Annotated in this window: 23 protein-coding genes; 11 read left to right on the forward strand and 12 right to left on the reverse strand. The window is 70.8% G+C overall.

Going from position 1 to position 26,037, the window contains the following annotated elements; all coding sequences use genetic code 11:
* Nucleotides 1-212: ATP-binding protein (locus tag EG812_RS00005; protein WP_158632471.1), on the forward strand; the 212-nt coding region annotated here is incomplete at its 5' end.
* A 199-nt stretch (nucleotides 213-411) separates the two neighbouring features.
* The gene (locus tag EG812_RS00010; RefSeq protein ID WP_126710402.1) at nucleotides 412-810 is read left to right on the forward strand and encodes a hypothetical protein; all 399 of its coding nucleotides are present in this window, start codon (nucleotides 412-414) and stop codon (nucleotides 808-810) included.
* Nucleotides 811-1,323: 513 nt separating this feature from the next.
* On the opposite strand, the gene EG812_RS00015 is transcribed toward EG812_RS00010, so the two are convergent.
* Together EG812_RS00015 and EG812_RS00020 are read right to left on the reverse strand one after the other, a co-directional pair.
* Nucleotides 1,324-1,677: a hypothetical protein gene (locus EG812_RS00015; RefSeq protein ID WP_126710403.1), complete on the reverse strand. Its 354-nt coding sequence runs from the start codon at nucleotides 1,675-1,677 to the stop codon at nucleotides 1,324-1,326.
* A gap of 107 nt (nucleotides 1,678-1,784) precedes the next feature.
* Entirely contained in the window at nucleotides 1,785-2,225 is a 441-nt protein-coding gene (locus EG812_RS00020) for a hypothetical protein (protein WP_043721614.1), read from the reverse strand.
* 200 nt (nucleotides 2,226-2,425) lie between these two features.
* Here EG812_RS00020 and EG812_RS00025 point away from each other — a divergent pair, with 200 nt between their 5' ends.
* On the forward strand, nucleotides 2,426-4,270 hold the full coding sequence (locus EG812_RS00025; RefSeq protein ID WP_081476189.1) for a TIR domain-containing protein: 1,845 nt from the start codon (nucleotides 2,426-2,428) through the stop codon (nucleotides 4,268-4,270).
* A 99-nt stretch (nucleotides 4,271-4,369) separates the two neighbouring features.
* Here the strand turns inward: EG812_RS00025 and EG812_RS00030 are convergent, their stop codons facing one another.
* Nucleotides 4,370-4,852: a roadblock/LC7 domain-containing protein gene (locus EG812_RS00030; protein WP_233579323.1), complete on the reverse strand. Its 483-nt coding sequence runs from the start codon at nucleotides 4,850-4,852 to the stop codon at nucleotides 4,370-4,372.
* Nucleotides 4,849-5,220, reverse strand: a complete 372-nt coding sequence (locus EG812_RS00035; protein ID WP_013735237.1) for a roadblock/LC7 domain-containing protein — start codon at nucleotides 5,218-5,220, stop codon at nucleotides 4,849-4,851. Before EG812_RS00035 ends, EG812_RS00030 begins: the two co-directional genes overlap by 4 nt.
* A gap of 384 nt (nucleotides 5,221-5,604) precedes the next feature.
* Here EG812_RS00035 and EG812_RS00040 point away from each other — a divergent pair, with 384 nt between their 5' ends.
* Nucleotides 5,605-6,471 carry an AraC family transcriptional regulator gene (locus EG812_RS00040; RefSeq protein WP_013735236.1) on the forward strand — a complete coding sequence of 289 codons (867 nt, stop codon included), beginning with the start codon at nucleotides 5,605-5,607 and terminating at the stop codon, nucleotides 6,469-6,471.
* 17 nt (nucleotides 6,472-6,488) lie between these two features.
* Here the strand turns inward: EG812_RS00040 and EG812_RS00045 are convergent, their stop codons facing one another.
* The 3 genes from EG812_RS00045 to EG812_RS29030 all read right to left on the reverse strand — a co-directional run bounded on the left by EG812_RS00045 (nucleotide 6,489) and on the right by EG812_RS29030 (nucleotide 9,248).
* Entirely contained in the window at nucleotides 6,489-7,301 is an 813-nt protein-coding gene (locus EG812_RS00045; protein ID WP_233579324.1) for a nucleotidyltransferase domain-containing protein, read from the reverse strand.
* On the reverse strand, nucleotides 7,282-7,791 hold the full coding sequence (locus EG812_RS00050; protein ID WP_013735234.1) for an NUDIX hydrolase: 510 nt from the start codon (nucleotides 7,789-7,791) through the stop codon (nucleotides 7,282-7,284). The genes EG812_RS00045 and EG812_RS00050 overlap by 20 nt, the downstream gene beginning before the upstream one ends.
* Nucleotides 7,792-8,090: 299 nt before the next feature.
* Nucleotides 8,091-9,248 (reverse strand): hypothetical protein, encoded by a 1,158-nt coding sequence (locus tag EG812_RS29030; RefSeq protein WP_158632472.1) that lies wholly within the window; start codon nucleotides 9,246-9,248, stop codon nucleotides 8,091-8,093.
* A gap of 115 nt (nucleotides 9,249-9,363) precedes the next feature.
* Between EG812_RS29030 and EG812_RS00065 the strand changes: the two genes are divergently transcribed.
* Nucleotides 9,364-10,791, forward strand: a complete 1,428-nt coding sequence (locus tag EG812_RS00065) for an RNB domain-containing ribonuclease (protein WP_126710406.1) — start codon at nucleotides 9,364-9,366, stop codon at nucleotides 10,789-10,791.
* 91 nt (nucleotides 10,792-10,882) lie between these two features.
* Nucleotides 10,883-11,581, forward strand: a complete 699-nt coding sequence (gene npdG / locus EG812_RS00070; RefSeq protein WP_126710407.1) for an NADPH-dependent F420 reductase — start codon at nucleotides 10,883-10,885, stop codon at nucleotides 11,579-11,581.
* Between the two features lie 51 nt (nucleotides 11,582-11,632).
* Here npdG and EG812_RS00075 read toward each other — a convergent pair whose 3' ends face one another.
* The 3 genes from EG812_RS00075 to EG812_RS00085 all read right to left on the reverse strand — a co-directional run bounded on the left by EG812_RS00075 (nucleotide 11,633) and on the right by EG812_RS00085 (nucleotide 14,950).
* Nucleotides 11,633-12,142 carry a hypothetical protein gene (locus tag EG812_RS00075; RefSeq protein ID WP_126710408.1) on the reverse strand — a complete coding sequence of 170 codons (510 nt, stop codon included), beginning with the start codon at nucleotides 12,140-12,142 and terminating at the stop codon, nucleotides 11,633-11,635.
* 82 nt (nucleotides 12,143-12,224) lie between these two features.
* Entirely contained in the window at nucleotides 12,225-13,070 is an 846-nt protein-coding gene (panB, locus tag EG812_RS00080; RefSeq protein ID WP_126710409.1) for a 3-methyl-2-oxobutanoate hydroxymethyltransferase, read from the reverse strand.
* Nucleotides 13,071-13,183: 113 nt separating this feature from the next.
* Nucleotides 13,184-14,950, reverse strand: coding sequence for an NAD+ synthase (locus EG812_RS00085; protein WP_013735228.1), 1,767 nt, complete (start codon nucleotides 14,948-14,950; stop codon nucleotides 13,184-13,186).
* A 212-nt stretch (nucleotides 14,951-15,162) separates the two neighbouring features.
* Here EG812_RS00085 and glnA point away from each other — a divergent pair, with 212 nt between their 5' ends.
* From glnA to EG812_RS00100, 3 genes are all read left to right on the forward strand, one after another.
* A complete protein-coding gene (glnA, locus tag EG812_RS00090) occupies nucleotides 15,163-16,512 on the forward strand; it encodes a type I glutamate--ammonia ligase (RefSeq protein ID WP_013735227.1) in 1,350 nt (449 codons plus the stop codon).
* A 97-nt stretch (nucleotides 16,513-16,609) separates the two neighbouring features.
* Complete coding sequence (locus EG812_RS00095) at nucleotides 16,610-17,035, forward strand: DUF350 domain-containing protein (RefSeq protein ID WP_013735226.1); 426 nt, start codon at nucleotides 16,610-16,612, stop codon at nucleotides 17,033-17,035.
* 262 nt (nucleotides 17,036-17,297) lie between these two features.
* Entirely contained in the window at nucleotides 17,298-20,339 is a 3,042-nt protein-coding gene (locus tag EG812_RS00100; RefSeq protein ID WP_126710410.1) for a carbohydrate binding domain-containing protein, read from the forward strand.
* 100 nt (nucleotides 20,340-20,439) lie between these two features.
* Here the strand turns inward: EG812_RS00100 and EG812_RS00105 are convergent, their stop codons facing one another.
* Nucleotides 20,440-20,973, reverse strand: coding sequence for a hypothetical protein (locus EG812_RS00105; RefSeq protein ID WP_013735225.1), 534 nt, complete (start codon nucleotides 20,971-20,973; stop codon nucleotides 20,440-20,442).
* 150 nt (nucleotides 20,974-21,123) lie between these two features.
* Complete coding sequence (locus EG812_RS00110; protein ID WP_050814783.1) at nucleotides 21,124-21,999, reverse strand: S66 peptidase family protein; 876 nt, start codon at nucleotides 21,997-21,999, stop codon at nucleotides 21,124-21,126.
* A 126-nt stretch (nucleotides 22,000-22,125) separates the two neighbouring features.
* Between EG812_RS00110 and EG812_RS00115 the strand changes: the two genes are divergently transcribed.
* Together EG812_RS00115 and EG812_RS00120 are read left to right on the forward strand one after the other, a co-directional pair.
* Nucleotides 22,126-22,893, forward strand: coding sequence for a type 1 glutamine amidotransferase (locus tag EG812_RS00115; RefSeq protein ID WP_126710411.1), 768 nt, complete (start codon nucleotides 22,126-22,128; stop codon nucleotides 22,891-22,893).
* Entirely contained in the window at nucleotides 22,893-25,961 is a 3,069-nt protein-coding gene (locus tag EG812_RS00120) for a bifunctional [glutamine synthetase] adenylyltransferase/[glutamine synthetase]-adenylyl-L-tyrosine phosphorylase (RefSeq protein WP_126710412.1), read from the forward strand. Before EG812_RS00115 ends, EG812_RS00120 begins: the two co-directional genes overlap by 1 nt.
* Nucleotides 25,962-26,037: the final 76 nt, after the last annotated feature.

The following is a 26,037-nucleotide window of genomic DNA, read 5'->3' on the forward strand; positions in this document are numbered from 1 at the left end:
TCTCCAACCGCTACGAACGAGCCTCGCTGATCGTCACCAGCAACAAACCCTTCGGCAGGTGGGGCGAAGTGTTCGGCGACGACGTCGTCGCCGCGGCCATGATCGACCGCCTCGTCCACCACGCCGAAGTCATCTCGATGAAGGGCGACAGCTACCGGCTCAAAGACCGCGACCTCGGCCGCGTCCCCGCAGCCACCAAGACCAACGACTGAACATCAACAACCAGCGAGGGGGTCAAAATTCAGCCGGAACAAAGGGGTCAAAATTCAGCCGGCGTTGACACCTTGTCAGCTTTGTCGGCGTTTGACGGCCTGATCTTGAACTGCGGGAGCGTCAGCCCAGAAGGGCCTGCTGCAGAGACCACGAACGCCCCTGCGTCGGCGATTGCTGCTGGCTCGTATCCTGCGGGCGATGCCCGACAATTCGCTCAGCTCGCGCCCACCTGTCAGGCGAACGCCCCGTACGTTCATCACCGCACTGCTGGTGTTCGGCGTGGTGGTGCCATCCATCATCATCCGTGAGCTGATCGAAGGCGCGATGGGCAGTGGCCCGCTCGCGGACCTCGGCTGGATCGCAGTTCCGATGGCGGCCACAGCCTGGCTTGCGCCGCGTGCCTCCTACCGTCGCCGCGACGCACTGTGGTGGCTCGCAGGCGGGTTCGGCCTCTACATCTTTGTGGTGATCGCTTGGCGGGTGGCCTTCCTGCCCTACCGCGACTGGCCGCCTCGACCCGATGAGGCATCTCGAATCCGATGGCTGTGTGACAGGCAACAGGCCGGGTTGTGGTACCTGTCCGGGGGCGCAAAGTAGGTGGTGGCGGCCGAGTGGGTGAGGGCGGATCTCCTCGTCGGGCGGTCGTAGACCGTCCGGAGATGCTGGTAGCACCTGAGGTGCCTGGCGAGGGATCCGGCGGGGGCATCTCTGAGGAGGGTCGGGGTTCGAGGCAAGGCCCTGATATGGGCGGGTCGCTAAGCGATGACCTGATAGCGGGCAAGCATCGACATGATGGTTTCGATGCGGGCTTTCAGTAGTTCGTCAGGAGCGTGATGAACCTGAACCGTCGTGATGAGAGAGCCGGGATCGTTCGCCAGTTCCAGACGGAGCGTGGTGATGGTCCCGACGAGTGGGTAGTCGTACCATCCGTGCGGGTCGTCGGCGTCGGTGCCGCTCAGCCCGGTTTCGGTAGCGTCCCAGTCCCAGCCGTCGGCCTCGTAATCGACCAGGGCTGCCAGTGACTCGACCAGTGGGCGGACTCACGCCGACGAGGCTAGGGCCTGTCACACGCAGCGCGTCGATCGGTGGTGCGGGGGTGAGGGGCAGCAGCTACCCGAACTCGTGGACGACCTCGATCTGGCCGACGATGTGACTGTTGAACTCGTCCAGCTCCTCGGCGGGCACCCACAGCTCCAGGATGGTGTCGCCACCAACCTGGCGGACCGGGTAGCGGCTGAGGAAGTTCGTCTCGACGTGGAAGCGGGTCACGTACCCGGCCCCGGAGGCGGGGACGTTCCAGTCCCGGGCGATCTTGATCGCGTAGTCCTCGTTCAGCACGGGGTAGAAGATCGGCTGGTCGGGCAGGCGAGGCGGCCATGCGCGCCACCCGGACGCGCGGACCAGCTCCCGCTCCCGCGGCCCGGTCGGGCGCCACAACACGGTCGTGCTCACGTCGTCGCTCATCCTGACCCCGCTGCTTCCGTCGATCGTGAGCCCGGACAGTATCGGCTCGTCCACGACGGACACCACCGCATTCACCGCGCGGCAGCGGGTGAGCCAGGGCTCGCCGATCACTGCGGGGTGGCCTCGTGGCCGGCCATGCCATGGGTACGGCGGCGCTGCTTCATCTCCGCCTCGTAGATGTGCCGCCGGCCGTCGGCCAGGGTGTCCCGGGCGTACCGTTCGATCTCCTGGAATGCGGCGTAGTAGCCGTCGTCGAACTCCTCCATGATCTGGAAGGTCCAGCGGCCGGGTAGCACGTTGCGGCCGAGCAGTTCGTGCTCGACCCGGTCGGCGACGGCGTCGTGGCCCGCCTCGCGCAGGAGGGTCACCACCCGGTCGAGGGTCAGGTCGGCGCCGCCGACGAGTTGGTGCGCCGAGTAGAGATGTCCGCGTACCCGGTGGATGGTTTCCAGGGCTTTGCTCAGCTCGCCCAGGGCCTCGACGGTGGTGTCGTCGACGCCGGTCGGGCGGGAGTGCTCGTCGTCCACCGATCTGTTGTCAGCTGCCATGGCCGCTCAGTACCCAGGCTCGCGGCCACCACGCACAATGCCTCACCTCGGGCGATCTGATCGGTGCCCAGTTGACGATTCACGGTCCTTGTCGAGGTCCTTATAGTCAAGGCGGGTGCAAGGCGACGTCATGTTGTCTCGCAGTGTCGGGGACGACAGTCGCCGTGGCCGCAGGTGGACGACCGATCGAGGGAGCCCCGATGAGTTTCGTATTCGTAGCTTCCTCGGTCGAGGGGAAGCCCTATGCGGAGGTGGTCGCGCGTCTTATCGCGGGGCATGGTGGTCGACCGTTGCTCTGGTGGAGCCAAACCGCATTTCCGGTCGGTGTCACCCTGGTAGAGTCCCTGTTTGAGATCAGTAGCAGAGTGGACAGCGCGATAATCGTGATGACCCCGGACGACGAGACCCTCCGCAGAGGCGTCAAATCCTACAGCCCGGGTCAGAATGTTTTGCTTGAGTACGGTTTGTTTGCCGGGCGCTTGGGTCGATCACGTGTCGCGGTCGTCACTATCGGTGATCCCAGGATGCCCTCCGATCTGGAAGGTGTCCACCATGTGCGTCTGCCTCCGCTGCCGCCGGATTCGGACGTGGAATCGTACTCGGCAATTGAGGCGGCACCCCGGATCATTCCGTGGTTACAGGCGCTGGACGCCGGCAGTAGTGACGGCATGAGGATCGCCAGCCTGGTCAGCCGACTGGCGCCGGGCGCGAAGCCCGCGCACCGGATCCGGATCAAGAGTCGGATCCTGTGCGAGCAGGTGGACCCGGACGACTTTCCCCGGCTGACCGCCGAGCATCTTGAGCATCTCCTGCTCAAGTACACGTACCGCCCGGACGACCACCAGGAGGTCGGCTACTCGAAGCGGACGAACGTGTCGGCGTACCTCGATCTCTCCGGTCTGCCGGCCGGCTCGCCCGACGAGCGGGATCTTGCCGGGCATCTCGCCCGGTACGTGGCGGAGTTGATCTCGGATGGCGGCCTGCGGCCGACGGTGATCGCCATCTCGAAACTCGCCTCCCAGGGGCTGCTGCGGACTGCGGCCCAGCGGTTGTCGATCCCACTGATCATGGTCAGTCCGTACGGCCCGAACGCCGACGCCCCGATCGAGGGATTCTTCGAACCGGGGGACAGGGCGATCCTGCTGCACGATGTCGCGCTCAGTGGCCAGCATCTGGTCGACTGCATCGTCACGCTACGATCCCACGGCCTCACGGCGAACGATCTGGTCACCCTGACCCGACATCGTGCGGCCGACGGTAGTCTGCCGGCACTCATGCGAGAAAATCGGATAAACGTGCACTGTGCCTCTTTGCTCCTGCCGGAAAAGGGCAGGGTCTTGTCGGGAATGCCGAGCGTCGACAATGCCTCACCGGCAGTGATTCCCTGTGTTCTCTGTGATGTCATCCAGAACAAGGACGGCGTACCGGTCCGGGCGATGTTCGATCGCGACGAGTTGCCGACCGAGATCCTCCGGGAAACCCAGAACTTCGCGCTGATCGCAGATGTCGCGCCACTGATGCCGGGGCACGCGTTGCTGGTGTCGAAACGTCACGCCATCTCGATGTCGAAGTGCTCGCCGCAGGAGCTTGCCGAACTCGACCTGTTCCGGCGGGAAGCCGCGGAGATACTCGCCGCCGCCTACTCACGTGACGTCGTCGCCTTCGAGCATGGTCTGTGCAACCGGTCGAAGATGGCCAACTGCGGCATCGACCACGCCCACATGCATCTCGTTCCGCTGGGGTTCTCGCTGCTGCCGATGCTCACCCAGGATTTCGCGCCCAGACAGCTGCGGTCGCTCGAATCGCTGCCGGAGGCCGCCGCCCGGCGGGACGAATACCTGCTGCTCATCGAAGATGCCGACGTGGTGCAGCTGGTCTTCACGGAGACTCCGACGCGGCAGTACTTCCGTCGGGTGGTGTCCGCGATCACCGGGCGCGACGTGTGGAACTGGAACGACGAGGTCCTGCTGCGGGAGAACCGGGAGGCACGCGACTGGATCCTCGGCGTCCACCAGGTCTTCAACGGCTCGGCCGGGCAGACCTGAGCGGCAGCGCCCCGGAAAGGGGCGAGCGCACCGCCGTCGCGTAGCGAGGAACACGCAGGCGGGGAGCCGCGTGGCGTACGCGATGGCGGTGCGCTCGGGTCAGCGGGTGCCGACTGCCGGGGCGAGCATCGTGGCCAGGCGGTCGGCGACCGGTGGGGCGTGCAGGTGCAGTCGGGCCACGTTGATCGTGTCGGTGCCGACCACGGAGAGCAGGGCGTGTGCACCCACTGCATACACAGCGAAGTAGCCGCCGTCGTTGCGGACGGTGGACTGACGGAAGTCGCCCTGACCGAGCCGGTGGCTGGCCTGGCGGCCGAGGCCGAAGGCCGTCGCCGCCATCGCGGCCAGGTCGTCCGGGTTCAGCGGGGCCGGCAGGTCGTGGGCGATGCGCAGGCCGTCCACGCCGCCGAGGACGCTGCCCCGTACGCCGGGGATCTGCAGGCGCAGCTCGGTCAGCTCGGTCCCGATCGCCGGGTACGGCAGGGACGGGTTGCCGGCCAGCGACGGCGGGAGCTTGGGTGGGGGCGGACCGGCGGGGGGCGCGGCGGTGCGGCGGGGCAGCATGGTGTCTCGATCGCTCACAGTTCCAGCTGCTCCTCGATGGTGCGCAGCTGGTGCCGGGCGAGCGCCAGGTTGGACCGGGTCTTGCTGAGCATCAGGTAGAGGAACAGACCCTTGCCGGTGGGGCCGGTCAGCGGCCGGATGATGTGGTACTGCCCGCCCAGGGTGATCAGCATGTCCTCGATGTCGTCGTTGAGCTTGAGCATCTCGATGGTGCGCATCTTGGCGCGGACCACGTCGGTGTTGCCGGCCGCCGCGACGGTCAGGTCGATCTCCGGGGTCCCGCCGGCCACGCCGAGCGTCATTCCGCTTGTGTAGTCGACGAGCGCGACGCCGATCGCACCATCGATGCTCATGGCGTCCTTGAGTGCGGTGTCGAGGTTGGCCACGGTTCCTCCAGGTCCGACTGACGCGGCTACCCACGCCAGCGCAAGGTCTTCCGAAAGATTGATCTCGACGAAGAAATCTCGCACGAGAGTGGCACACGTCCCGTCATGGCTGCACCCCGAGCAGCGTGAACGGACTGAGCGGGCGATCCGGGTTGGCCGCCGGGCCGAGGGAGATCGACGCTGCGGCGGATGTCTGCTGGCTCACATCGCTGCTACCTACTCCATCCGTGAGCTGGGATGTCTGCCAACGATGATCTGCTATCGGACATCGGCGAGTAATCGCCGACGACTCCGGCAGCAGACCCGACCTGACCGGGCACAGCATGTCGGGTCGCCGAGCCCGACGCGGCCATAGCGTGGATCGCACAAGGGAGGGAGATCCGGGTGCTGGAGCGGTTGAACCAGGCGATGGAACACCTCGAACAGCATCTCGACCGGCCGGTCGAGATCGCCGAACTGGCGCGGATCGCGGTCACGTCGGAGTACCACTTCCGGCGGCTGTTCTCCGCACTGGCCGGCATACCGCTGTCCGAGTACGTGCGCCGCCGTCGACTGACCATGGCAGCGGCGGAGGTGGTCTCAGGGGAACGCACCCTGCTCGACATCGCGATCCGCTGGGGGTACGGCTCGGCCGAGGCCTTCGCCCGTGCGTTCAAGGCCGTGCACGGCGTCGGCCCGGGCGAGGCCCGGCGTACGAAGAGCCCACTGCACGCCCAGCCCCGGGTGTCCTTCCGACTCGTCGTCGAAGGGAGTAGCAGCATGCGATACCGCATCGTCCGCAAGGACGCGTTCCAACTCGCCGGCCGTAAGGCGCGGATGCCGCTGGTGCACGAGGGCATGAACCCGGCGGTCGTCGCCTTCGTCAAGAGCATCGAGCCGGCGACCCGGGAACGGATCGAGGCGTTGTCCGACCAGGAACCGGCGGGAATCGTCAACGTCAGCGACGGGCTGACCGGCAACCGCGAGGAGGGCACCGAACTGGACTACTGGTACGGCGTCGTCACCGGTGCCGACGTGCCGGGTGACCTCGACGTGTTGCCGGTGCCGGCGGGTGACTGGGCGGTGTTCGAGGTGGCCGGGGAGTTCCCCGCCGCCGTGCAGTACCTGTGGCGGGACGTGTTCACCCAGTGGTTCCCGTCCAACCCGTACCGTTCCCGTCCCGGGCCGGAGATCTCGCGTACCACGGTGTCGGCCGACGGCACCCACGCGGAGGCCGAACTGTGGATCCCGGTCGAGCCGGTGCCCGCCTGAGCCCCGATCAGCCGGGATCAGTACGCCCCGTCCTCGTTACCGAGGGCGGCGAGGACCCGGCGCTGAAACCCGCGGGCCCGCGGGCCGGTCGGCGGGGTGCCGCCGGTGCGGGCGGCGATCGACTGCTCGACCAGGTCGACGGTGTCGGCGTCGACAAGTGGCCCGGCCTCGTCGAGCAACCGGCGGCCGGCAGCCACCTTGGGCAGCCACACCCCGTGGCGTAGCCGCACCCACGATCGGCAGGCGCCGAGAACGGCGTCCTCGGCGCCGGGTGCCGGATGACCACCGGGGGGAACCGGCCGATCGAGCCACCACCGCAACGCGTCGCGCACCAGCCGGCGCAGGTCGCTCGGAGCCAGGTCGGCGAAGGCCTCGGCGGCGGGCGGGCCGAACAGGGCCCGTCCGCTCTGGTGCAGGATGCTGCGGTCCAGGCCGTACCAGAACAGGCCGTCGGCGGCCGGACGGTCCGCAGGCGTGTACGACACCCGGAAGTCCATCCCCGCGCCGGTGTTCAGCTCGACCTCGAACCCCGGCTCGCCGGTGCCGGAACGGGCCACCTCCCGCCGGTACACCACCAGCTCCAGACCCCGCGCCGGGCAGGGCAAGGCTTCGTGGCGCAGCCGGGCCACCAGCTCACTCGCGACCGCCCGGTCCAGCCGGTCGGCGCAGACCAGGGCCACGTCCACATCGCTGCGGCCCGGCTGGTAGGCCGCCAACCCCACCGAACCCGCCGCGTACGCACCGCACAACCGATCGCCGAGCACCTCACCGGCGACCGCGACGAGCGTGGCCAGGTACCGCCGCAGCGGCTCATCCATGCGCAGGCTCACCGGGCTCGCCCCACAACGTGCCCGGCGGCAGGAAGAATGCCACCGCCTCCGGACCGAGGGCGTGCCGGATGACCAGCCGGGAATGCTCGTCCAACTCGGGCAACCGGCCCGGCGGGAACCAGCCCACCGCCAGCGACTCATCGTCGTTGACCCGCGCCTGCCCACCCAGCAGCCGGCAGTGGAACCCGAGGTTGAGGTATTCGCACAGGTCCCCGTTCGGGTAGCGGTGCGGGTGCGAGACGGCGCTGCTGAGCCGCAGCGGCTCGACCGCCAGGCCGGTCTCCTCCAGCACCTCACGCACCACGGCGGTCGCCGGCTGCTCACCCGGCTCGACGAAGCCGCTCACCACCGCCCAACGTCCGTCGTCGGCACGCTGACCCAACAGCAGTTCACCCGCCTCGTTGCGGACCACCGCACTCACGCTCGGCAGCCAGAGCAGGTCATGTCCGACGTGCTTACGCATCCGCAGGATGTAGTCCGGTACGCCCACCCGCCGACCTTAGCCCCGCCTCGTACGCCCCTGCCGCCCGGCACTGGGTCTGCACCCGCCCCGCCGATTGTCGCGTCGTCGGCGGATCGGCCGGTTTCGGCCCACCGGCCCCGCCAGCCGGTCTACTGTGGAAACGGCTGGTGACTTGTGCTGTTCCGGTGGCGGGCCGCCGCATACCGGTGCACAGTGATCCCATGAGCGACAGCGGACGTGGACGCTACTACTGGTGTACGCGACACCACCGGGTCGAGACCGAGGCCAACATGTGTGCGGCCCGGCACGTTCTCGGACCGTACGCCTCAGCCGCCGATGCGGAGAACGCCCTGCAGCAGGTGCAGGAGCGCAACGAAGCGTGGGAGGCCGAGGACGCTCGCTGGGTCGGGGAGGACAAGGAGTAGACGACGCGGGACGCCTCCCGCGTCGAGAGCACCGCGTGCGCCGCGAGGGCGGTGACACGTCCCCAAGGAGGGAACCGAGATGGCCGAAGCACAGCAGGCCACCCGCCCGGCCGCGAAGCGTACCCCCGCGCGGAGAACCGCCGCGACGGAACGTACCGCGGGCATGACCCGCACCCCGTCCAGTCGCCGGGCCGACGGCACCGCGCCGGCCGTCCGGACGACGGCTGGCGCGCGTGCCTCGGCGACCACGAGCACCGCCGCCACGACACCGGTGAAGAAGGCACCCACGAAGACGACCGCCGCGAGAAAGACCACGGCGAAGACGACCGCAGCGAGCAAGGCACCCGCGAACAAGGCGGCGAGCAGGGCACCTGCGAAGAAGGCCACCACGGCGAGGAGCACGGCGACGGCGAGCAGGCCGACGACGACCGGTACGTCCACGGCAGCGGCCCGCAAGACGACGGCGACCAGGGCGAGTGGGACCAGGGCAAGTGGGACCAGGGCAGCCGCGAGCAAGGCACCTGCCACGGCGACCGCGACCAAGACGACCTCGACCAAGGCACCTGCGAAGAGGGTGACCGCCGCGAAGAAGGCGACCTCGACCCGGCCGACGACCAGCGCGCGGAAGACCACCGCGAAGAAGGCGCCCGCGACGAAGACCGCCGCGAAGAAGGCCCCCGCGACGAAGACCGCCGCGAAGAAGGCGCCTGCGACGAAGACCGCCGCGAAGAAGGCCGCGACCCGGAAGGCGACCACCGCTGCGGCGGCCCGCAAGACGGCGCCGGCCCGCAAGACGGTGTCCGCGACGAAGGCACCGGCCCGAAAGGCGGTGTCGGCGTCGACCGCGAAGAAGGCACCCACCAGCGCGACCGCGAAGAAGACGGCGGCGAAGAAGGCCCCGGCGAAGAAGGCGACCGCAACCAGGACGACCTCGACCAGGGCGTCCGCGACCAAGGCGTCCGCGACCAGGGCCCCGGCGAAGAAGACGGCGGCGGCGAAGAAGGCGACCTCGGCCCGGCCGACGGCGACCGCGCGGAAGACCACGGCGCGGAAGGCCACGGCGCGGAAAGCGTCCGCGAAGTAAGCCGCCAGCAGCGCCGGCTGACCTGGCGTACGCCAGAGGGCCCGTCGGTCGGGGGAGGGCGCGACGGGCGCGACCTGTCAGGATTGGCCCATGGTCATCCGACGCGTCCTCGCACCGCGTATCGACTTCGGGGCCCTGCGCCGTGAGTTGGGGTTGCCCGACGACTACCCGCAGGAGGCGCGGCGGGAGGCCGACGAGGCCGCCGCCGCGCCACCCCGCCCGGCCGTCGACCGCACCGACATCCCGCTTGTCACAGTCGACCCGCCCGGCTCGCGGGACCTCGACCAGGCGATGCACCTGAGCCGCCGCGCCGGTGGCGGCTTCCGGGTGCGGTACGCGATAGCCGACGTCGCCGCCCACGTACGCCCGGGTGGTGCCCTGGAGGAGGAGACCTGGCAGCGGGGGCAGACCGTCTACCTGCCCGACGGCAACGTGCCGCTGCACCCGCACAGCCTCGGTGAGGGCGCGGCCAGTCTGCTGCCCGACGTCGACCGGGCGGCCGTGCTGTGGACCATCGACCTGGACGCCGACGGTGCCACCACCGCTGTGCGGTTGGAACGCGCCCTGGTGCGCAGCCGAGCCCAGCTGGACTATCCGACGGTGCAGGTCGACGCCGACGCGGGTCGGTTGCCGGAGCCGATCGCCCTGCTGCCCGAGATCGGGGCGCTGCTCACCGCCCGGGGGCTGCGCCGCGGGGCGATCAACCTGCCCATCCCCGAGCAGGACGTGCAGGCCGACGGCGACGGCTGGCGGTTGGTGCTGCGGGCCCCGGTGCCGATGGAGGAACACAACGCGCAGATCTCCCTGCTGACCGGGATGGCCGCCGCCGACCTGATGCTGGCCGGCGGGATCGGCCTGCTGCGGACGATGCCCGCGCCGAAACCGGAGGCCGTGCAGCGGTTGCGGGCGGCGGCCGCCCCGCTGGGCGTGCACTGGCCGGACGAGGTCAGCGTCGGTGAGTTGCTGCTCGGGTTGGATCCCGGGCAGCCCCGGGACGCGGCCTTCGTGGACCAGGCGGCCGAGTTGATGCGGTCGGCCGCGTACACCGCCTTCGACGGCGAGCTGCCGGAGCAGTCGACGCACGGCGGGGTCGCGGCCGCGTACGCCCATGTCACGGCCCCGCTGCGGCGACTGGCCGACAGGTACGCCACCGAGGTCTGCCTGGCCCTGCACGACGGCCGGGCGGTGCCCGACTGGGCCCGCGCGGCGCTGCCCCGGCTGCCTGCGGCGATGGCCGCCACCGACCGGGTCGCGTCGACGGCCAGCCGGGGCGCGATCGACCTGGCCGAGGCGGTCCTGTTGCAGCATCGGGTGGGTCAGACGTTCGACGCCGCCGTGCTGGACGTGACCGCGCCCTCGAACGGTCGGGGGAACCGGCCGCCCGGCGGCACTGTCGCGCTTGACGATCCGCCGGTACGGGCCCGCTGCCTCGGCGAGTTGACGCTGGGTACCCGGGTGCGGGTCCGGTTGGTGACCGCCGACCCGGCCACCCGGTCGGTCGCCTTCGAGCTCGCCTGACACTGCCCGTCGTGCCGTCGCCGCGCGCAGCGTGCGATGTCACAACGGCAGTCGGTGCTGTCAGCCGGGTGCGACTGAAAGGATGACGACCATGGCATACGACCCCAGTGACCTGCCCGACGTCTCCGGGCTCACGGTCGGCATCATCGGCGGCACCGGCGACCAGGGCCGGGGGCTGGCCTACCGCTTCGCCCGCGCCGGTCAGACCGTGCTGATCGGCTCCCGTTCCGCTCAACGGGCCGCGCAGTCGGCCGAGGAGATCGCCGCGCTGCCCGGCGTGCCGGCCGACGGCAGCGTCACCGGGGCGGACAACGACGAGGTGGCCCGGCGCAGCGACGTGGTGATCATCGCGGTGCCCTGGGACGGGCACGCCGCCACCGTCGCCGCGCTCGCCGAGCCCCTGGCCGGCAAGATCGTGGTCGACTGCGTCAACCCGCTCGGCTTCGACAAGCAGGGCCCGTACGCGCTGCCGGTGCCCGAGGGCAGTGCGGTCCAGCAGGCCGCCGCGCTGCTGCCCGACTCCCGGGTCTGCGCGGCGTTCAACCACGTCAGCGCGCCGCTGCTGGCCGACCCGCAGATCGACCGGATCGACCTGGACGTGTTGATCTGCACCGAGGACCGGGACCTGGCCGGTGTCGTCGCCGCCCTCGCCGCCCGGATCCCCGGCATGCGGGGCGTCTACGCCGGGCGGCTGCGCAACGCCCATCAGATCGAGGCGTTCACCGCGAACCTGATCGCGATCAACCGCCGGTACAAGACCCACGCCGGAGTGCGTGTCACCGATCTCTGACCAGACAATGGTGTGGCCCGGCCCTCAGGGCCGGGCCACACCAGGAAACGGTCAGAAGTTGATGTCGACGCCGGTTTCCTTGCAGGCCGCCGTGAGGTTCGCGGCGGTCTTCTGGAAGGCAGGCTTGTCACCGGCCGCGACCGGGTCGGACGACTCGGCGACCTCCGTCACCGCGGTCTGGAACTCCTTCACCGCGGTGGCCACCTTGCTGTCCGTGCTTGCGGCGTCGGCGGCCTTGCCGAGTGCCGCGGCCATGTCGGTGTAGGTCTCCGACAGCATCTTGACGGTCGGCTCCTTGCCGGCCTGGAGCGCGTCGAACAGCACCTGCTTCGACTCGTCCCCGGCCTCCTTCACGGCCTCACAGACCTGCTTGTCGCCAGCGGCATCCGCTGCGGCCGGTGCCGACGAGGCATCCGGGGTGGGTGCGGCGCTGGTGGCTGCGGGCGCGGTGGTGGCCGAAGCGGACGTGGCTGGCGCATCGGTGTCGTCCCCGCCGCAGGCGGTGAGGGTGAAGGCCGTGACCCCGGCCAGGGCGAGTGCGAAGAGACGATTACGTTTCACGGTCGCGAAGCGTAGTGGCCCCTGTCCAGCGGCCTGTTTCCCGGGCCGCCGACATCCGATCTTGAGGTGCCCCGGTGCGCCGTCAGAAGGTGTGTTCGGCGGCCGGGAACTCGCCACCACGGACCTCGTCGGCGAAGCGGCGGGTCGCCTCGCCCAGCGCGCCGGCCAGGTCGGCGTAGCGCTTCACGAACCGCGGCGCGCGGCCGGTCCGCAGGCCGGCCATGTCCTGCCAGACGAGCACCTGGGCGTCGGTCTCCGGCCCGGCGCCGATCCCCACCGTGGGGATGCTCAACTCGCCGGTGATCCGCTTGGCGACCGCACCCGGCACCATCTCCAACACCACCGCGAAGGCGCCCGCCTCGGCGACCGCCCGGGCGTCGGCGATCACCTCCTCGGCGGCGTCACCCCGGCCCTGCACCCGGTATCCGCCGAGGTTGTGCTCGCTCTGCGGGGTGAAGCCGATGTGCGCCATCACCGGGATGCCGGCGCCGACGATGGCGGCGATCTGGTCGGCGCAGCGCCGGCCGCCCTCCAGCTTCACCGCGTGGCAGCCGCCCTCCTTCATGAACCGTACGGCGGTGCGCAGCGCCTGCGTCGGCCCCTCCTCGTACGAGCCGAAGGGCAGGTCGCCGACGACGAGCGTCTGCCGGGTGGCCCGGACCACCGCCCGGACCAAGGGCAGCAGCTCCTCGGCGGTCACCGGCAGAGTCGTCTCGTAGCCGAACACGTTGTTCGCCGCCGAGTCACCGACGAGCAGCACCGGGATGCCGGCGGCGTCGAAGATCGACGCCGTGTACTGGTCGTACGAGGTGAGCATCGCCCACTTCTCGCCGCGCTCCTTGGCGGCGATCAGGTCGCGGGTGCGGACCCGACGGGTGGCCGGGCCGCCGTAGAGGGCGGTCACCTCGGCCGGAGTGGATTCCACCATGACGCATCTCCTTTCCTCGAGGCCGCGTACGCGGTCCCCGGGCACTGCGGCGATCGTCGCACCGTCGGCTCCGCTCGCGACAGGTCGCAGTGGAGGAATTCACTCCCCGGCGCTCAACCGTCCTCGCGCCACCGGTTGGTGATCGGCAGCCGTCGGTCGCGGCCGAACGCCTTCATGGAGATCTTCGTACCGGGCGCGGACTGGCGTCGCTTGTACTCGGCGGTATCCACCATCCGCAGCACCTTGTCCACGACCGCCGCGTCGTGGCCGGAGGCCACCAGGCCGTCGCGGCCCAGGTCACCGTCGACGTAGCCGATCAGGATCGGGTCGAGCACGTCGTAGTCGGGCAGCGTGTCGCTGTCCAGCTGGCCCGGGCTCAACTCGGCGCTCGGCGGCTTGCCGATCGAGTTCTCCGGGATCGGCGGCGTACCGCCCAGCCGGGCCGCCTCGGCGTTGCGCCACTTGGCCAGCCGCCACACAAGCGTCTTCCACACGTCCTTGATCGGGTTGAAGCCGCCGACCGAGTCGCCGTAGAGGGTGGAGTAGCCGACCGCCAGTTCGCTCTTGTTGCCGGTGGTGAGCACCAGGTGGCCCTCCTGGTTCGACAGGGCCATCAGGATCACCCCGCGTACCCGGGCCTGGAGGTTCTCCACCGCCACCCCGGACAGCGACAGGTTCGCCAGGAAGGTGTCCACCATCGGTTGGATCGGCTCGATCCGGTAGTCCAACCCGGTGCGCTTGGCCAGGTCGGCCGCGTCCTCCCGGCTGTGCTCGGAGGAGTGCTGGCTGGGCAGCGAGACGCCGACCACCCGGTCGGGACCGAGCGCGTCCACCGCGATGGCCGCCACCACCGCCGAGTCGATACCGCCGGAGAGGCCCAGCACCACCGACGGGAAGCGGTTCTTGTTCACGTAGTCGCGCAGCCCGAGCACCAGCGCCTGCCACACCTCCGCCTCGTCGGCGACCGGCTCGATGACCCCGCCGAGCGCCGCCGGGCCGTCCGGGGTGGGCGGGAGGCCCTCGACCGTACGCCGGACCAGCCGCAACCCGTCGCCCACCCGGTCGCCGTCGGCGACCTCGCTCGCGTCGACGGCCGGCGGCACCTGCACGTCGTGGACGAGCAGGTGCTCGACGAACTGCGGCGCCCGGGCCAGCAGCGTGCCGTCCGGCGCGACGATCATCGAGTCGCCCTCGAAGACCAGCTCGTCCTGCCCGCCGACCATGTTGACGTAGGCGATGGTGGCCTGGGACTCGGCGGCCCGGCGGCGCACCACCGGCAGCCGCAGGTCGTCCTTGTTCAGCTCGTACGGCGAGCCGTTGATGCTGACCACCAGTCCGACGTCGGCCTGCCGGGCGGCGGCGAACGGCCCACCGGCCTGCCACAGGTCCTCGCAGATGGTCAGCGCCACGTCCACGCCGCCGAGCCGTACGACGGTGAGCGTGTCCCCGGGCACGAAATAGCGGTCCTCGTCGAAGACGCCGTAGTTGGGCAGGTGATGCTTGAAGTAGGTGATCCGCACCTCACCCCGGTGCAGCAGCGCGGCGGCGTTGCGGGCCCCGCGGCCCGGCTCGGCGTCCCCGCTGACCTGCGGCGGCCCGTCGGCGTCCAGGTAGCCCACCACGATCGGCACCGCACCGAGGCCGTCGGCGGCGAGGTCGGTGGCGAGCCGGTCCAGTGCCGCCTTCGACGCGGCGACGAAGGACCGCCGGAAGACCAGGTCCTCCACCGGGTAGCCGGTCAGCACCATCTCGGGGAAGAGCACCAGCTGGGCGCCGGCGTCGGCGGCGCGGCGGGACCAGGCGCGGACGATGTCGGCGTTGCCGGTGAGGTCGCCGACGCTGGGGTTGACCTGGCACAGGGCGAGACGCAGGGTGGGCATGTCCTCATCTTGCCCCAGCGGGATGAGGTCGACACGTCGGCGTGGGCAGCCGATGCCCTCCGGTCCGGGCCGCCGACCGTACGTCGGGACTGCGCGGGACGCGGCGTCGGCGGTTCGCGTAACGTCTGCGTAATCGGGCCGGTGAAGACTGGTCGGTCAGGTCGGGTAAAGCCCGGTCGAAGGCGGACATAGAGTCGCGGAAGGTTGAGGCAGTGGACCGTCAGCAGGAGTTCGTCCTCCGTACGCTGGAAGAGCGGGACATCCGCTTCGTCCGGCTCTGGTTCACCGACGTGCTCGGCACGCTCAAGAGCGTCTCGGTCGCCCCCGCCGAGTTGGAGGCCGCCTTCGACGAGGGCATCGGGTTCGACGGCTCGGCGATCGAGGGCTTCGCCCGGGTCTTCGAGTCGGACATGGTGGCCATGCCCGACCCGACGACGTTCCAGGTGTTCCCCTTCGAGGGTGGGGTCAGCGGCGAGAGCGCCCGGATGTTCTGCGACATCCTGCTGCCCGACGGCAGCCCGTCCTGGGCCGATCCGCGGCACGTGCTGCGTCGGGCGCTGTCCCGGGCGGCGGAGAAGGGCTTCACCTTCTACACCCACCCCGAGATCGAGTTCTTCCTGCTGGAGAACGGGCCGGCGGACGGCTCGGTGCCGATCCCGGTGGACACCGGCGGCTACTTCGAGCACACCACCCATGCGGTGGCCCGCGACTTCCGCCGTCAGGCCGTGCTGGCGCTGGAGCGCATCGGCATCTCGGTGGAGTACAGCCACCACGAGGTGGCCCCCGGCCAGCAGGAGATCGACCTGCGCTACGCCGACGCGCTGACCACCGCCGACAACATCATGACCTTCCGGCACGTGGTCAAGGAGGTGGCGCTCTCCACCGGGGTGCAGGCGACCTTCATGCCCAAGCCCTTCACCGACCAGCCGGGCAGCGGCATGCACACCCACCTGTCGCTGTTCGAGGGGGAGCGCAACGCGTTCCACGACCCCAGCGACCCGATGAAGCTGTCCAAGGTGGCCCGCGCGTTCATCGCCGGGCTGCTGGCGCACGCACGGGAGTACACCGCGGTCACCAACCAGTGGGTGAACTCCTACAAGCGGCTGTTCCCGCAGGCGCTGCCGGACCGGGTCACCGAGAGCCCGGCGTACGTCTGCTGGGGGCACCTGAACCGTTCCGCGCTGGTCCGCGTCCCGGCGTACGGCAAGCCGAACTCGGCCCGGGTGGAGATCCGCTCGCCCGACTCGGCGGCCAACCCGTACCTCGCCTTCGCGGTGCTGCTCGGCGCCGGCATGAAGGGCATCGAGGAGGGGTACGAGCTGCCGCCGGGCGCCGAGGACGACGTCTGGGCGCTGAGCAGCGCCGAACGGCGGGCCATGGGGTACGAGCCGTTGCCGGAGAACCTGGCCGAGGCGATCGACGTGATGGCCGGCTCGGAACTGGTCGCCGAGGTGCTCGGCGAGCACGTCTTCGACTTCTTCCTGCGCAACAAGCGCTCCGAGTGGGAGCAGTACCGTCGCGAGGTCACCCCGTACGAGCGTCAGCACTACCTGTCGCTGTAACCCGACCACCGCTGCCGGCCATTGCGGCCTGCCGCTATCGTCTCGATCACCGTGCCGGCGCCCTGCCGGTCGGAGATGACGGTCGGGGAGGCAGTCGGTGTTGGAGGATCTGCTCAGCGGAGCCTGGCAGAGTGTGGTGTTCGGTGTCGTGGGCGTCGGTCTGATGGCCGCCGGCTTCGGGCTGGTCGACCTGCTCACCCCCGGCAAGCTGCGGGACCTGATCTGGGTGCGTCGTAACGCCAACGCCGGGTTGCTGCTCGCCGCCAACCAGCTCGGCGTCGCGGGGATCGTGTTCACCGCGATCCTGACCAGCTACCACGACTTCGCCAAGGGGCTGGCGTCCACGGTGCTGTTCGGACTGATCGGTCTCGGCATCATGGCGCTGGCCTTCGTCGTGCTGGACCTGCTCACCCCAGGCAAGCTCGGCGAGGTGGTCTGCTCCGACGAGCCGCACCCGGTGGCGAAGGTCAGCGCCGCCAGCCACTTCGGTGCCGCGCTGATCGTCTGCGCCTGCATCGCCTGAGCTGATCGAGCGTCCACCCCGGTCGGGCACCTGCCCGACCGGGGTGTGTCGTGTCCGGGGACGCTTTCGGCTGGATGCCCCTGGAATTCTTGCGAACCATTTCCATGCCCTCCACCAGCGGAAGTCCATCGATAACCAAAACTGTCTCTGGTGGAAAGCGGATACCTGCTGGTAACTTCCTCGCAACCTTTGCTGCAAGGGCTTGCAACACCTTTCGCGTTGTTGCGCCGGGCTGAGCCCGACGCGGGGTGTCAGGAGAGCCATGGAACACCGTTCGACGAGCCGTACGGGCACGCGCGGCCGATGGCGGGGACGGTGGGCAGTTCTCGCCCTCGCCGCCGCCCTCGTGGTCAGTCTGCTGCCGGTGACGCCAGCCGCCGCTGCCAACACGATCACGGTCTACTACCAGCCACCGGCCGCCTGGGGCGGCTCGGTCAACGTCCACTACGGCGTCGACGGTGCCGCCTGGACCCCCGTGCCCGGCGTCGCCATGGAGCCGGCCTGCACCGGCTGGCGACGCAAGAGCATCGACCTGGGTGCCGCCACCGGCCTGCAGGTGGTCTTCACCAACGGCACGGGAACCTGGGACAACAACAACGGGGCCAACTACCGGCTCGGCACTGGCTCGGCGACCGTCTCCGGCGGGCGGATCGGCAGCGGCGACCCGTGCGCCGCAAGCAGCCCTTCGCCGACACCGAGCGGTACCCCTGGCGGAGCGACCGCCGAGGTCTACTACCGGCTCACCACCCGTGGCTGGAGCGCCGCGAACATCCACTACCGCCCGACCGGCGGCGCCTGGACGACCGTGCCGGGGACGGCCATGGAGGTGGCCTGCGCCGGGTGGGCCCGCAAGGTGCTCGACCTGGGATCGGCCGGCGGCCTCACCGCAGCCTTCAACAACGGTGCCGGCCAGTGGGACAACAACAACGGCGCGGACTACGCGATCGGCACCGGCCGCAGCACCGTCTCCGGCGGCGTGGTCACCCCGGCCGCAGCGGACCCGTGCGGCCCGCCCGCCCCTCCGGACACCACCGCGCCGTCCGTCCCGACCGGACTCACCGCCACAGTGGACAACGTCCAGGTCACTCTGACGTGGACGGCGTCGACCGACGACCGGGCGGTGACCGGGTACGAGGTGACTCGCACCGGCGGCACGACGGAACCGGTGACGGTGACCACCACCGGCACCCGCCACGTGGCCAACGGTCTGTCGCCGCTTACCGCGTACCGGTGGACGGTGCGGGCACGCGACGAGGCCGGCAACCGGTCGGCGGCGAGCGAGCCGGTCACCGCGATCACCGGCGACGCGCCACCCGCGCCGGCCGGCGGCAGCCCGCTCGGCGGTGACCCCCGCGAGGACACCATCTACTTCGTGATGACCGCCCGGTTCGCCGACGGCGATCCGAGCAACAACCGGGGCGGCAGCCAGCACGTGCGCTCCGGCAACGCGGCCAACGACGACCCGATGTTCCGGGGCGACTTCCAAGGGCTGATCGACAAGCTCGACTACATCAAGGCGCTCGGCTTCTCCGCACTGTGGATCACCCCGGTGGTGCTGAACCGCTCCGACTACGACTTCCACGGCTACCACGGCTGGGACTTCCACCGGGTCGACCCGCGTCTGGAGAGCCCCGGCGCGAGCTACCAGGATCTGATCAACGCCGCGCACGGCAAGGGCATCAAGATCTTCCAGGACGTGGTCTACAACCACAGCTCACGGTGGGGGGCCAAGGGCCTGTTCACCCCCACCGTGTACGGCGTCCGCGACGAGCAGTGGAAGTGGTACTACGACCAGCCGCAGCCCGGCCGGGAGTACGACCCGATGGACGAACACGACGGTGCCGACCCGACGCTGACCGCCGCGCAGAACGCCCAGGCCAAGGGCCGCCCGTACAACGGTGACCTGTGGTCGTCGTCGGCACCCGAGGGTAACCGCTGCCTTCGCTGGGGCACCCCGAACGGCGCGTACAGCCGGGAGGGCTACACCGTTTACCACTGCCAGTGGCCCGCGCCGACCAGCGGCCTGTTCCCCGCCGACCTCTACCACCAGTGCTGGATCGGCAACTGGGAGGGCGAGGATTCGCGCAGTTGCTGGCTGCACGAGGACCTGGCCGACTTCAACACCGAGAACGAGCGGGTACAGCAGTACCTGATCGACGTCTACAACAAGTACATCGACATGGGCGTGGACGGCTTCCGGATCGACACCGCCGTACACATCCCCCGGGTCACCTGGAACCGCCGCTTCCTGCCCGCCATCCAGCAGCACGCGGTGGCCCGGCACGGCGAGAAGGGCAGGGACTTCTACGTCTTCGGCGAGGTGGCCGCCTTCGTCAACGATAAGTGGAACCGTGGCTCGGTCAACCACTCCGCCCAGTTCTTCACCTGGAAGGAACGCCGCGACTACAGCCCGGACGACGTCCGCGCCGCCATCGAGCAGTACGAGTACGAGCAACTGCTCGGCACCGGCAACCAGCCGACCAGCGACAACGCCTTCCTGCGCGGCAACGATTACCACACGCCCGACCACTCGCGCTTCTCCGGCATGAACGTCATCGACATGCGGATGCACATGAACTTCGGCGATGCGAACAACGCCTTCGGCAACGGGCGGGACTCCGACGACAGCTACAACGACGCCACCTACAACGTGGTCTACGTCGACAGTCACGACTACGGGCCGAACAAGTCCTCGGTGCGCTACACCGGCGGCACCGACGCGTGGGCGGAGAACATGAGCCTGATGTGGACGTTCCGGGGCATCCCGACGCTCTACTACGGCTCGGAGATCGAGTTCCAGAAGGGCGCGCCGATCGACTGCGGCCCGAGTTGCCCGCTGGCCACCACGGGCCGGGCCTACTACGGCGGTCATCTGGCCGGCAGCGTCACTGCCGCCGACTTCGGCGTGGTCGCCAGCGCCTCCGGCACCGTCGCCCAGACCCTGGACAAGCCACTGGTCAAGCACGTGCAGCGGCTCAACCAGATCCGCCGGGCCATCCCCGCGCTGCAGAAGGGGCAGTACTCGACGGCCGGGATCAGCGGTAACCAGATGGCGTACAAGCGCCGCTTCACCGAGGGCGGGGTGGACAGCTTCGCGCTGGTCACCGTCTCCGGCAGCGCCACGTTCACCGGCGTACCCAACGGCACCTACACCGACGCGGTGACCGGGGACGTCAAGGTCGTCACGAACGGCACCCTGACCGCTTCGGTCAGCGGGAAGGGCAACCTGCGGGTGTACGTGCTCAGCCTGCCCGGCAATCCGGCGCCCGGGAAGGTCGGTGCGACCGGCCCGTACCTGAGGTGATCCTCGGAGTGTGAAACGCCGGCGGGGGCGGCATCCGGTTCTCGGATGCCGCCCCCGTCCTGCCCGGTGTCACCGAGCTGGCACGTACCCGTGCCGGGTGTCACTTGCCGGCGGTGTCGTCCTGACCGGCCTTGTCGCCCTTGGCGCCGGGGCCACCGAAGACGCCGGCCTCGACGGCCGCGGTGATCGCGTCGGCCTGCTCCTGGGTGAGCTTGCCCTCCTCGACCGCCTTGGCGAGCCGCTCGGCCATGGCCTCCTTGCGGTCCTCGGGGGAGTGCTGCGGCCCGCGGTCGCCACCGCGCTTGTGCTCGCCGCCACGGTGCTGGTCGCCACCGCGACCCTCGGGACGCTCGCCTTCCGGCTTGCCCTGCGGCTTGTGCTGCTCGCGGAGCTTCTCCAGGGCCTCGGTCACCTTGTCGGCGGGCACGCCCAACTCCTCGGCAAGCGCCTCGGCGAACGCCTGGTGGCGCTCCCCGCGCTCGTCCTTGCGGTCCTCGGTGCTCGTGCTGGCGCTCGGGCTCGGGGTGGCCTTGTCGTCGGCGAGCGCCACGGTGGGAGCGGCGATCCCCACGGCGAGCACACCCGCGGCAGCCAGTCCGCCCAGCAGGTGCTTCTTCGAAATCGTGCGGGACATCGGTCCTCCAACTCGTAGGTGATGCGATGACGTCACCGACAGTGACCCGCCAGTCTGGGTGAGGCCCATGCCGAACCTGTCAGCGAGCTGGCAGTTCGGCCGAAATAATCGGACATGCCCGCCCTCGGGGATCGGTACCGGGACAGACGGTCAGCGAACGGCGGGGGCCACGGTGAGGGTGCCGGCGTCCGCGTCGAGGGTGGCCAGGGTGCCCACCGGGACGGAGAGTTGACCGGGGCCGTGGCCGATCGGCAGCCCGCCCAGCACCGGTACGCCCAGGTCGCCGAGGCGTTCGGTGAGCACGTCGGCCACGCTGACCTCCCAGCCGTCCGCGCAGTCGGTGAACTGGCCCACCGCCACCCCGGCCAGCCCGTCCAGCGCACCGGCGCGACGCAACTGGGTCAGCATCCGATCGACCTTGTACGGCGGCTCCTGCACGTCCTCCAGCAACAGCACCGCCCCGGTCAGGTCCGGCATGTCCGGGGTGCCCAGCGAGGCCACGATCAGGCAGAGGTTGCCGCCCAGCAGCCGACCCACCGCCCGCCCCGGCACCCGTACGGCGAAGGTCTCCTCGGCCTCGACGGCGCGCACGGTGACCGGTTCGGTACGGGTCAGCGCGGCGTGCAGCGACTCGGCGGAGGCCAGCGGGGTGCGCTCGTCGCGCCAGGCCGCCCCCGGTCCGTGCACCCCGGCCAGCCGGGCACCCCGCCACAGCGCCAGTTGCAGGGCGGTGATGTCGGAGAAGCCGGCCACCACCTTCGGGTCCCGGCGCACCGCCGCCATGTCGATCGCGTCCACCACCCGCTGCGCCCCGTAGCCGCCCCGGGTGCAGATGACCCCGCGTACCTGCGGGTCGGCGAAGGCGGCGTTCAGGTCGGCCGCGCGCAGCGCGTCGACCCCGGCCAGGTAGCCCTGTCGGGCGTACACGTTGCGGGCGAGCACGGGCCGCAGACCCCAGCCGGTGAGCAGTTCGATGCCCCGCGCCACCCGCTCCGGGCGGGTCGGCCCGGAGGGGGACACCAGCATCACCGTGTCGCCCTCGCGCAGGGCCGGCGGGCGTACGACGTGGTCAGCAGCGGTGTGGTCGGACACAGCCGGAGAGCCTAGTCCCGCGCGCGGCCCCGATCGGCCCGACCGGATAGCCTCGACGACGTGGGAACTGCGTTGGTGATCGAGAACGACCCGACCGACGATGCGCGGCGGTTGGGGGAATGGCTGACCGAGGCGGGGCTGGAGCTGTCCGTGGTTCGCCCGCACGTCGGCGACGAACTCCCCGCCGACCTCGCGGGCTACGCCGCGCTGGTGGTGCTCGGCGGCGATCAGCAGGCCTACCCGACAACCGACGGGACGCCGTCGGCTGCCTGGTTCCCCGACGTGGAGGCGCTGCTGCGTAAGGCGGTCCGGCACCGACTGCCGACCCTGGGCATCTGCCTCGGCGCGCAACTGCTCGCCACCGCCCACGCCGGCACCGTCGAGCGCAGCCCCGCCGGGCCCGAGGTCGGCCCGGCCGTGGTCGGCCGGCGCGACGCCGCCGAGAACGATCCGCTGTTCCGGTACGTGCCGCTGATCCCGGACGTGTTGCAGTGGCACGCCGACGAGATCACCGAGCTGCCCGTCGGCGCGACCCTGCTGGCCGCCTCCACCCGCTATCCGCATCAGGCGTTCCGCCTCGGCGACCGGGCCTGGGGTCTGCAGTTCCACATCGAGTGCGACACGGCGATGGTCGCCGACTGGGCCACCGACTCGGCGTTGCTTGCCGAGCTGGGCTACGACCGGGACCTCGTGGTCGCCGCCTGCGACGCGGTGATGGTCGACGTGGAAGAGGTCTGGCAACCGTTCGCCGCCCGGTTCGCCGCGCTGGCCCTCGGCGAACTGGACGACGACGGGCCGCGCCGCACTCTGCCGCTGCTCGGGCACTGATGGGCCGGCCGACCAGCGCCACCGGCCGGCTCGCCCGGTACGGCTTCGACATCACCGACTCCGACGGCGGTGCCCGCGCCGCCGACCTGCTCGGCCCGACCGGCCTGGACCTGTGGCGACCGCAGACCCAGGAACCCAGTGGCGAGGCGGCCCAGGAGTTGCTCACCGCGCTGTCCCGGGCCGCCGACCCGGACCTGGCGCTGCGCCAACTGCACCGCCTCGTCGAGGCGGAACGCCGCGCCCAGACCGGCGGCAACGGCACGGCCGCCGGTACGGACACGTCCGGGGCCGGCGGCTCGGGTGGTATCGGGGCCGGCTCTGCCCTGCTCGCGGCCCTGCACGACGATCCGGGGCTGCGCCGCCGGCTGATCGCCGTGCTGGGGGCCTCCTCGGCGTTGGGCGATCATCTCGTCGCCAACCCCGACCAGTGGGCGGTGCTGCGTACCGAGCCGGACGGGCTCGCTCCGACCGCCGACGGGCGGCTCGACGCGACAGGCGACGGCAATCCGGTGGCGGTGCTGCGTCGGGCGTACCGGCTGGCGTTGTTGCGGATCGCGGCGGCCGACCTGACCGGCGGGCGCGGCCTGGAGCAGACAATGGTCGCCCTCTCCGCGCTGGCCGACGCCACCTTGTCCGCCGCCTACGACATCGCCGTGAGCGAGCTGCCCGAGGGCACCGCAGTGCCCCGGTTGGCCGTGGTGGCGATGGGCAAGTGCGGTGGCGGCGAACTCAACTACGTCTCCGACGTAGACGTGATCTTCGTGGCGGCCGAGGACGACGACCTCGCCGCGGCCACCACAGTGGCCACCCGGCTGATCCACATCTGCGGGTTGGTGGCCTGGCCGGTCGACGCCGCGTTGCGTCCCGAGGGCAACCGGGGTCCGCTGGTGCGCACCCTGGCCAGCCACCTGGCGTACTACCGCCGCTGGGCCCGCACCTGGGAGTTCCAGGCCCTGCTCAAGGCCCGACCGGCCGCCGGTGACCTGGCGCTGGGTCAGGAGTGGATCGACACGCTGGCCCCGCTGCTCTGGCAGGCGGCCGAGCGTCCGGAAGCGGTCGAGGACGTCCGGGCCATGCGTCGCAAGATCATCGACCACATTCCGCCGAAGGAGTTGGAGCGCGAGATCAAACGCGGCCCCGGCGGGCTGCGGGACATCGAGTTCGCGGTGCAACTGCTCCAACTGGTGCACGGGCGCGGCGACGAGTCGCTGCGTACCCCCGGCACCATCCCCGCCCTGCGCGCGCTGGTCACCGGCGGCTACGTCGGCCGGGCCGACGGGGAGGCGCTGCTGCGCGGCTACCGTTTCCTGCGCGGCGTCGAGCACCGTCTGCAACTACAGGGCCTGCGGCGAACCCACACCGTGCCCACCGATCCGGACGCGCTGAAGTGGCTGGCCACCGCCCTCGGATACGCCGCCAGCCCGGGACGCAGCGCCGTCGAGGCCTTCCGCGCCGAGTGGAACACCCACGCCACCGAGGTACGCCGGCTGCACGCCAAGCTGCTCTACCGCCCGTTGCTGGAGTCGGTGGCCCGGGTGCCGGCCGACGGTCTGCGGCTGACCCCCGAGGCGGCCCGCAACCGGCTGGAGATCCTCGGCTTCGCCGACCCCGCCGGGGCGCTGCGTCACCTCCAGGCCCTCACCGGCGGGGTGAGCCGCACCGCCGCGATCCAGCGCACCCTGCTGCCGGTGCTGCTCAGCGAGTTCGCCGACGCCCCCGAACCGGACCGGGGGCTGCTCAATTACCGTCAGGTCTCCGACTCCCTCGGCAGCACCCCCTGGTACCTGCGGCTGCTGCGCGACTCCGGGCCGGTGGCCCGCCGCCTGGCCCGGGTGCTCTCCTCCTCCCGGTACGCGGCCGACCTGCTCGCCCGCGAGCCGGAGGCGTTGCGCATGCTGGCCGAGGAGAGCGAACTGCGGCCCCGGCCCCGCGACGTGCTCTGCGACGGGTTCGCCGCCGCAGCGGGCCGGCACACCGACCCGGTCGAGGCCATCCGGGCGGTCCGCGCGCTGCGTCGCCGGGAACTGCTCCGCCTCGCGTGCGCCGACGTGCTCAGCCGGGCCGGTTCGCTGGCACCCTCGCGGGGCGACGGCGAACGGGCCACCCCCGGACTGGCCGACATCACCGCCGTCGGCACCGCCCTCTCCGACGTCACCGACGCCACCCTCGCCGCCGCGCTGCGCACCGCCCGGGCCGCCCAGCCGCCGATGCCGGGCCTGAAATTCGCGGTGATCGGCATGGGCCGACTCGGCGGGTACGAGTCCAACTACCTCTCCGACGCCGACGTGCTGTTCGTCTACGAGCCGCCCGAAGGCGTCAGCGAGAGCGCCGCCAGCGCCGCCGCCCAGGCCATCGCCGAGGAGCTGCGCCGACTGCTCGGCATGCCCGCCCCCGATCCGCCGCTCGGCGTCGACGCCGACCTGCGCCCGGAGGGCCGGCAGGGGCCACTGGTCCGCAGCCTCGCCGCCTACCAGCAGTACTACGCCCGCTGGTCGAGGGTGTGGGAGGCCCAGGCGCTGCTACGCGCCCGCTGCGTCTGCGGCGACGCCGACCTGGGCACCCGGTTCGAACAGCTCGTCGACCCGGTCCGGTACCCGGCCGACGGGCTGACCCGGGAACAGATCATCGAGATCCGCCGGATCAAGGCACGGGTGGAGACCGAGCGGCTGCCCCGGGGCGCCGACCCGGCCACCCACACCAAACTGGGTCGGGGCGGCCTGGCCGACGTCGAGTGGGCGGTGCAACTGCTCCAACTGCGCCACGCCGGGGCGTACCCGGCGCTGCGCGGCACCCGTACCCTCGACGCCCTCACCGCCGCCCGTGACCTGGGCCTGGTCGACCCGGCGGACGCCGAGGCGATGGCGGCCGGCTGGACCCTCGCGGCGCAGGTCCGCAACGCGCTGATGCTGGTCCGGGGCCGGGCCGGCGACCAGTTGCCCCGGCACGGCGTGGAACTGGCCGGGGTGGTGCGGCTGCTCGGTGCCGAGGACCCCGGTGAGTTCCTCGACGAATACCTGCGCACCGGCCGCCGCTCCCGCACCGCCGCCGAACGCGTCCTGGAGATGTAAGGAAGGGCACCTTATTAACGCCTGCGGTAGAGGAAGGGCCCCTTGTTAACGCCGGTAACGGTTGTGGGCGGGGGAG

It is taken from the genome of Verrucosispora sp. FIM060022 (assembly GCF_003977705.1).
GTDB lineage: Bacteria > Actinomycetota > Actinomycetes > Mycobacteriales > Micromonosporaceae > Micromonospora > Micromonospora gifhornensis.

What these genes read in the sequence shown, in the direction of transcription:
- EG812_RS00010 (WP_126710402.1), top strand. Translation starts at nt 412, where the DNA reads ATGCCCGACAATTCGCTCAGCTCGCGCCCACCTGTCAGGCGAACGCCC.
- EG812_RS00015 (WP_126710403.1), bottom strand. Translation starts at nt 1,677, where the DNA reads ATGAGCGACGACGTGAGCACGACCGTGTTGTGGCGCCCGACCGGGCCG.
- EG812_RS00020 (WP_043721614.1), bottom strand. Translation starts at nt 2,225, where the DNA reads ATGGCAGCTGACAACAGATCGGTGGACGACGAGCACTCCCGCCCGACC.
- EG812_RS00025 (WP_081476189.1), top strand. Translation starts at nt 2,426, where the DNA reads ATGAGTTTCGTATTCGTAGCTTCCTCGGTCGAGGGGAAGCCCTATGCG.
- EG812_RS00065 (WP_126710406.1), top strand. Translation starts at nt 9,364, where the DNA reads ATGGTCATCCGACGCGTCCTCGCACCGCGTATCGACTTCGGGGCCCTG.
- npdG (WP_126710407.1), top strand. Translation starts at nt 10,883, where the DNA reads ATGGCATACGACCCCAGTGACCTGCCCGACGTCTCCGGGCTCACGGTC.
- panB (WP_126710409.1), bottom strand. Translation starts at nt 13,070, where the DNA reads ATGGTGGAATCCACTCCGGCCGAGGTGACCGCCCTCTACGGCGGCCCG.
- EG812_RS00085 (WP_013735228.1), bottom strand. Translation starts at nt 14,950, where the DNA reads ATGCCCACCCTGCGTCTCGCCCTGTGCCAGGTCAACCCCAGCGTCGGC.
- EG812_RS00100 (WP_126710410.1), top strand. Translation starts at nt 17,298, where the DNA reads ATGGAACACCGTTCGACGAGCCGTACGGGCACGCGCGGCCGATGGCGG.
- EG812_RS00105 (WP_013735225.1), bottom strand. Translation starts at nt 20,973, where the DNA reads ATGTCCCGCACGATTTCGAAGAAGCACCTGCTGGGCGGACTGGCTGCC.
- EG812_RS00110 (WP_050814783.1), bottom strand. Translation starts at nt 21,999, where the DNA reads ATGCTGGTGTCCCCCTCCGGGCCGACCCGCCCGGAGCGGGTGGCGCGG.
- EG812_RS00120 (WP_126710412.1), top strand. Translation starts at nt 22,893, where the DNA reads ATGGGCCGGCCGACCAGCGCCACCGGCCGGCTCGCCCGGTACGGCTTC.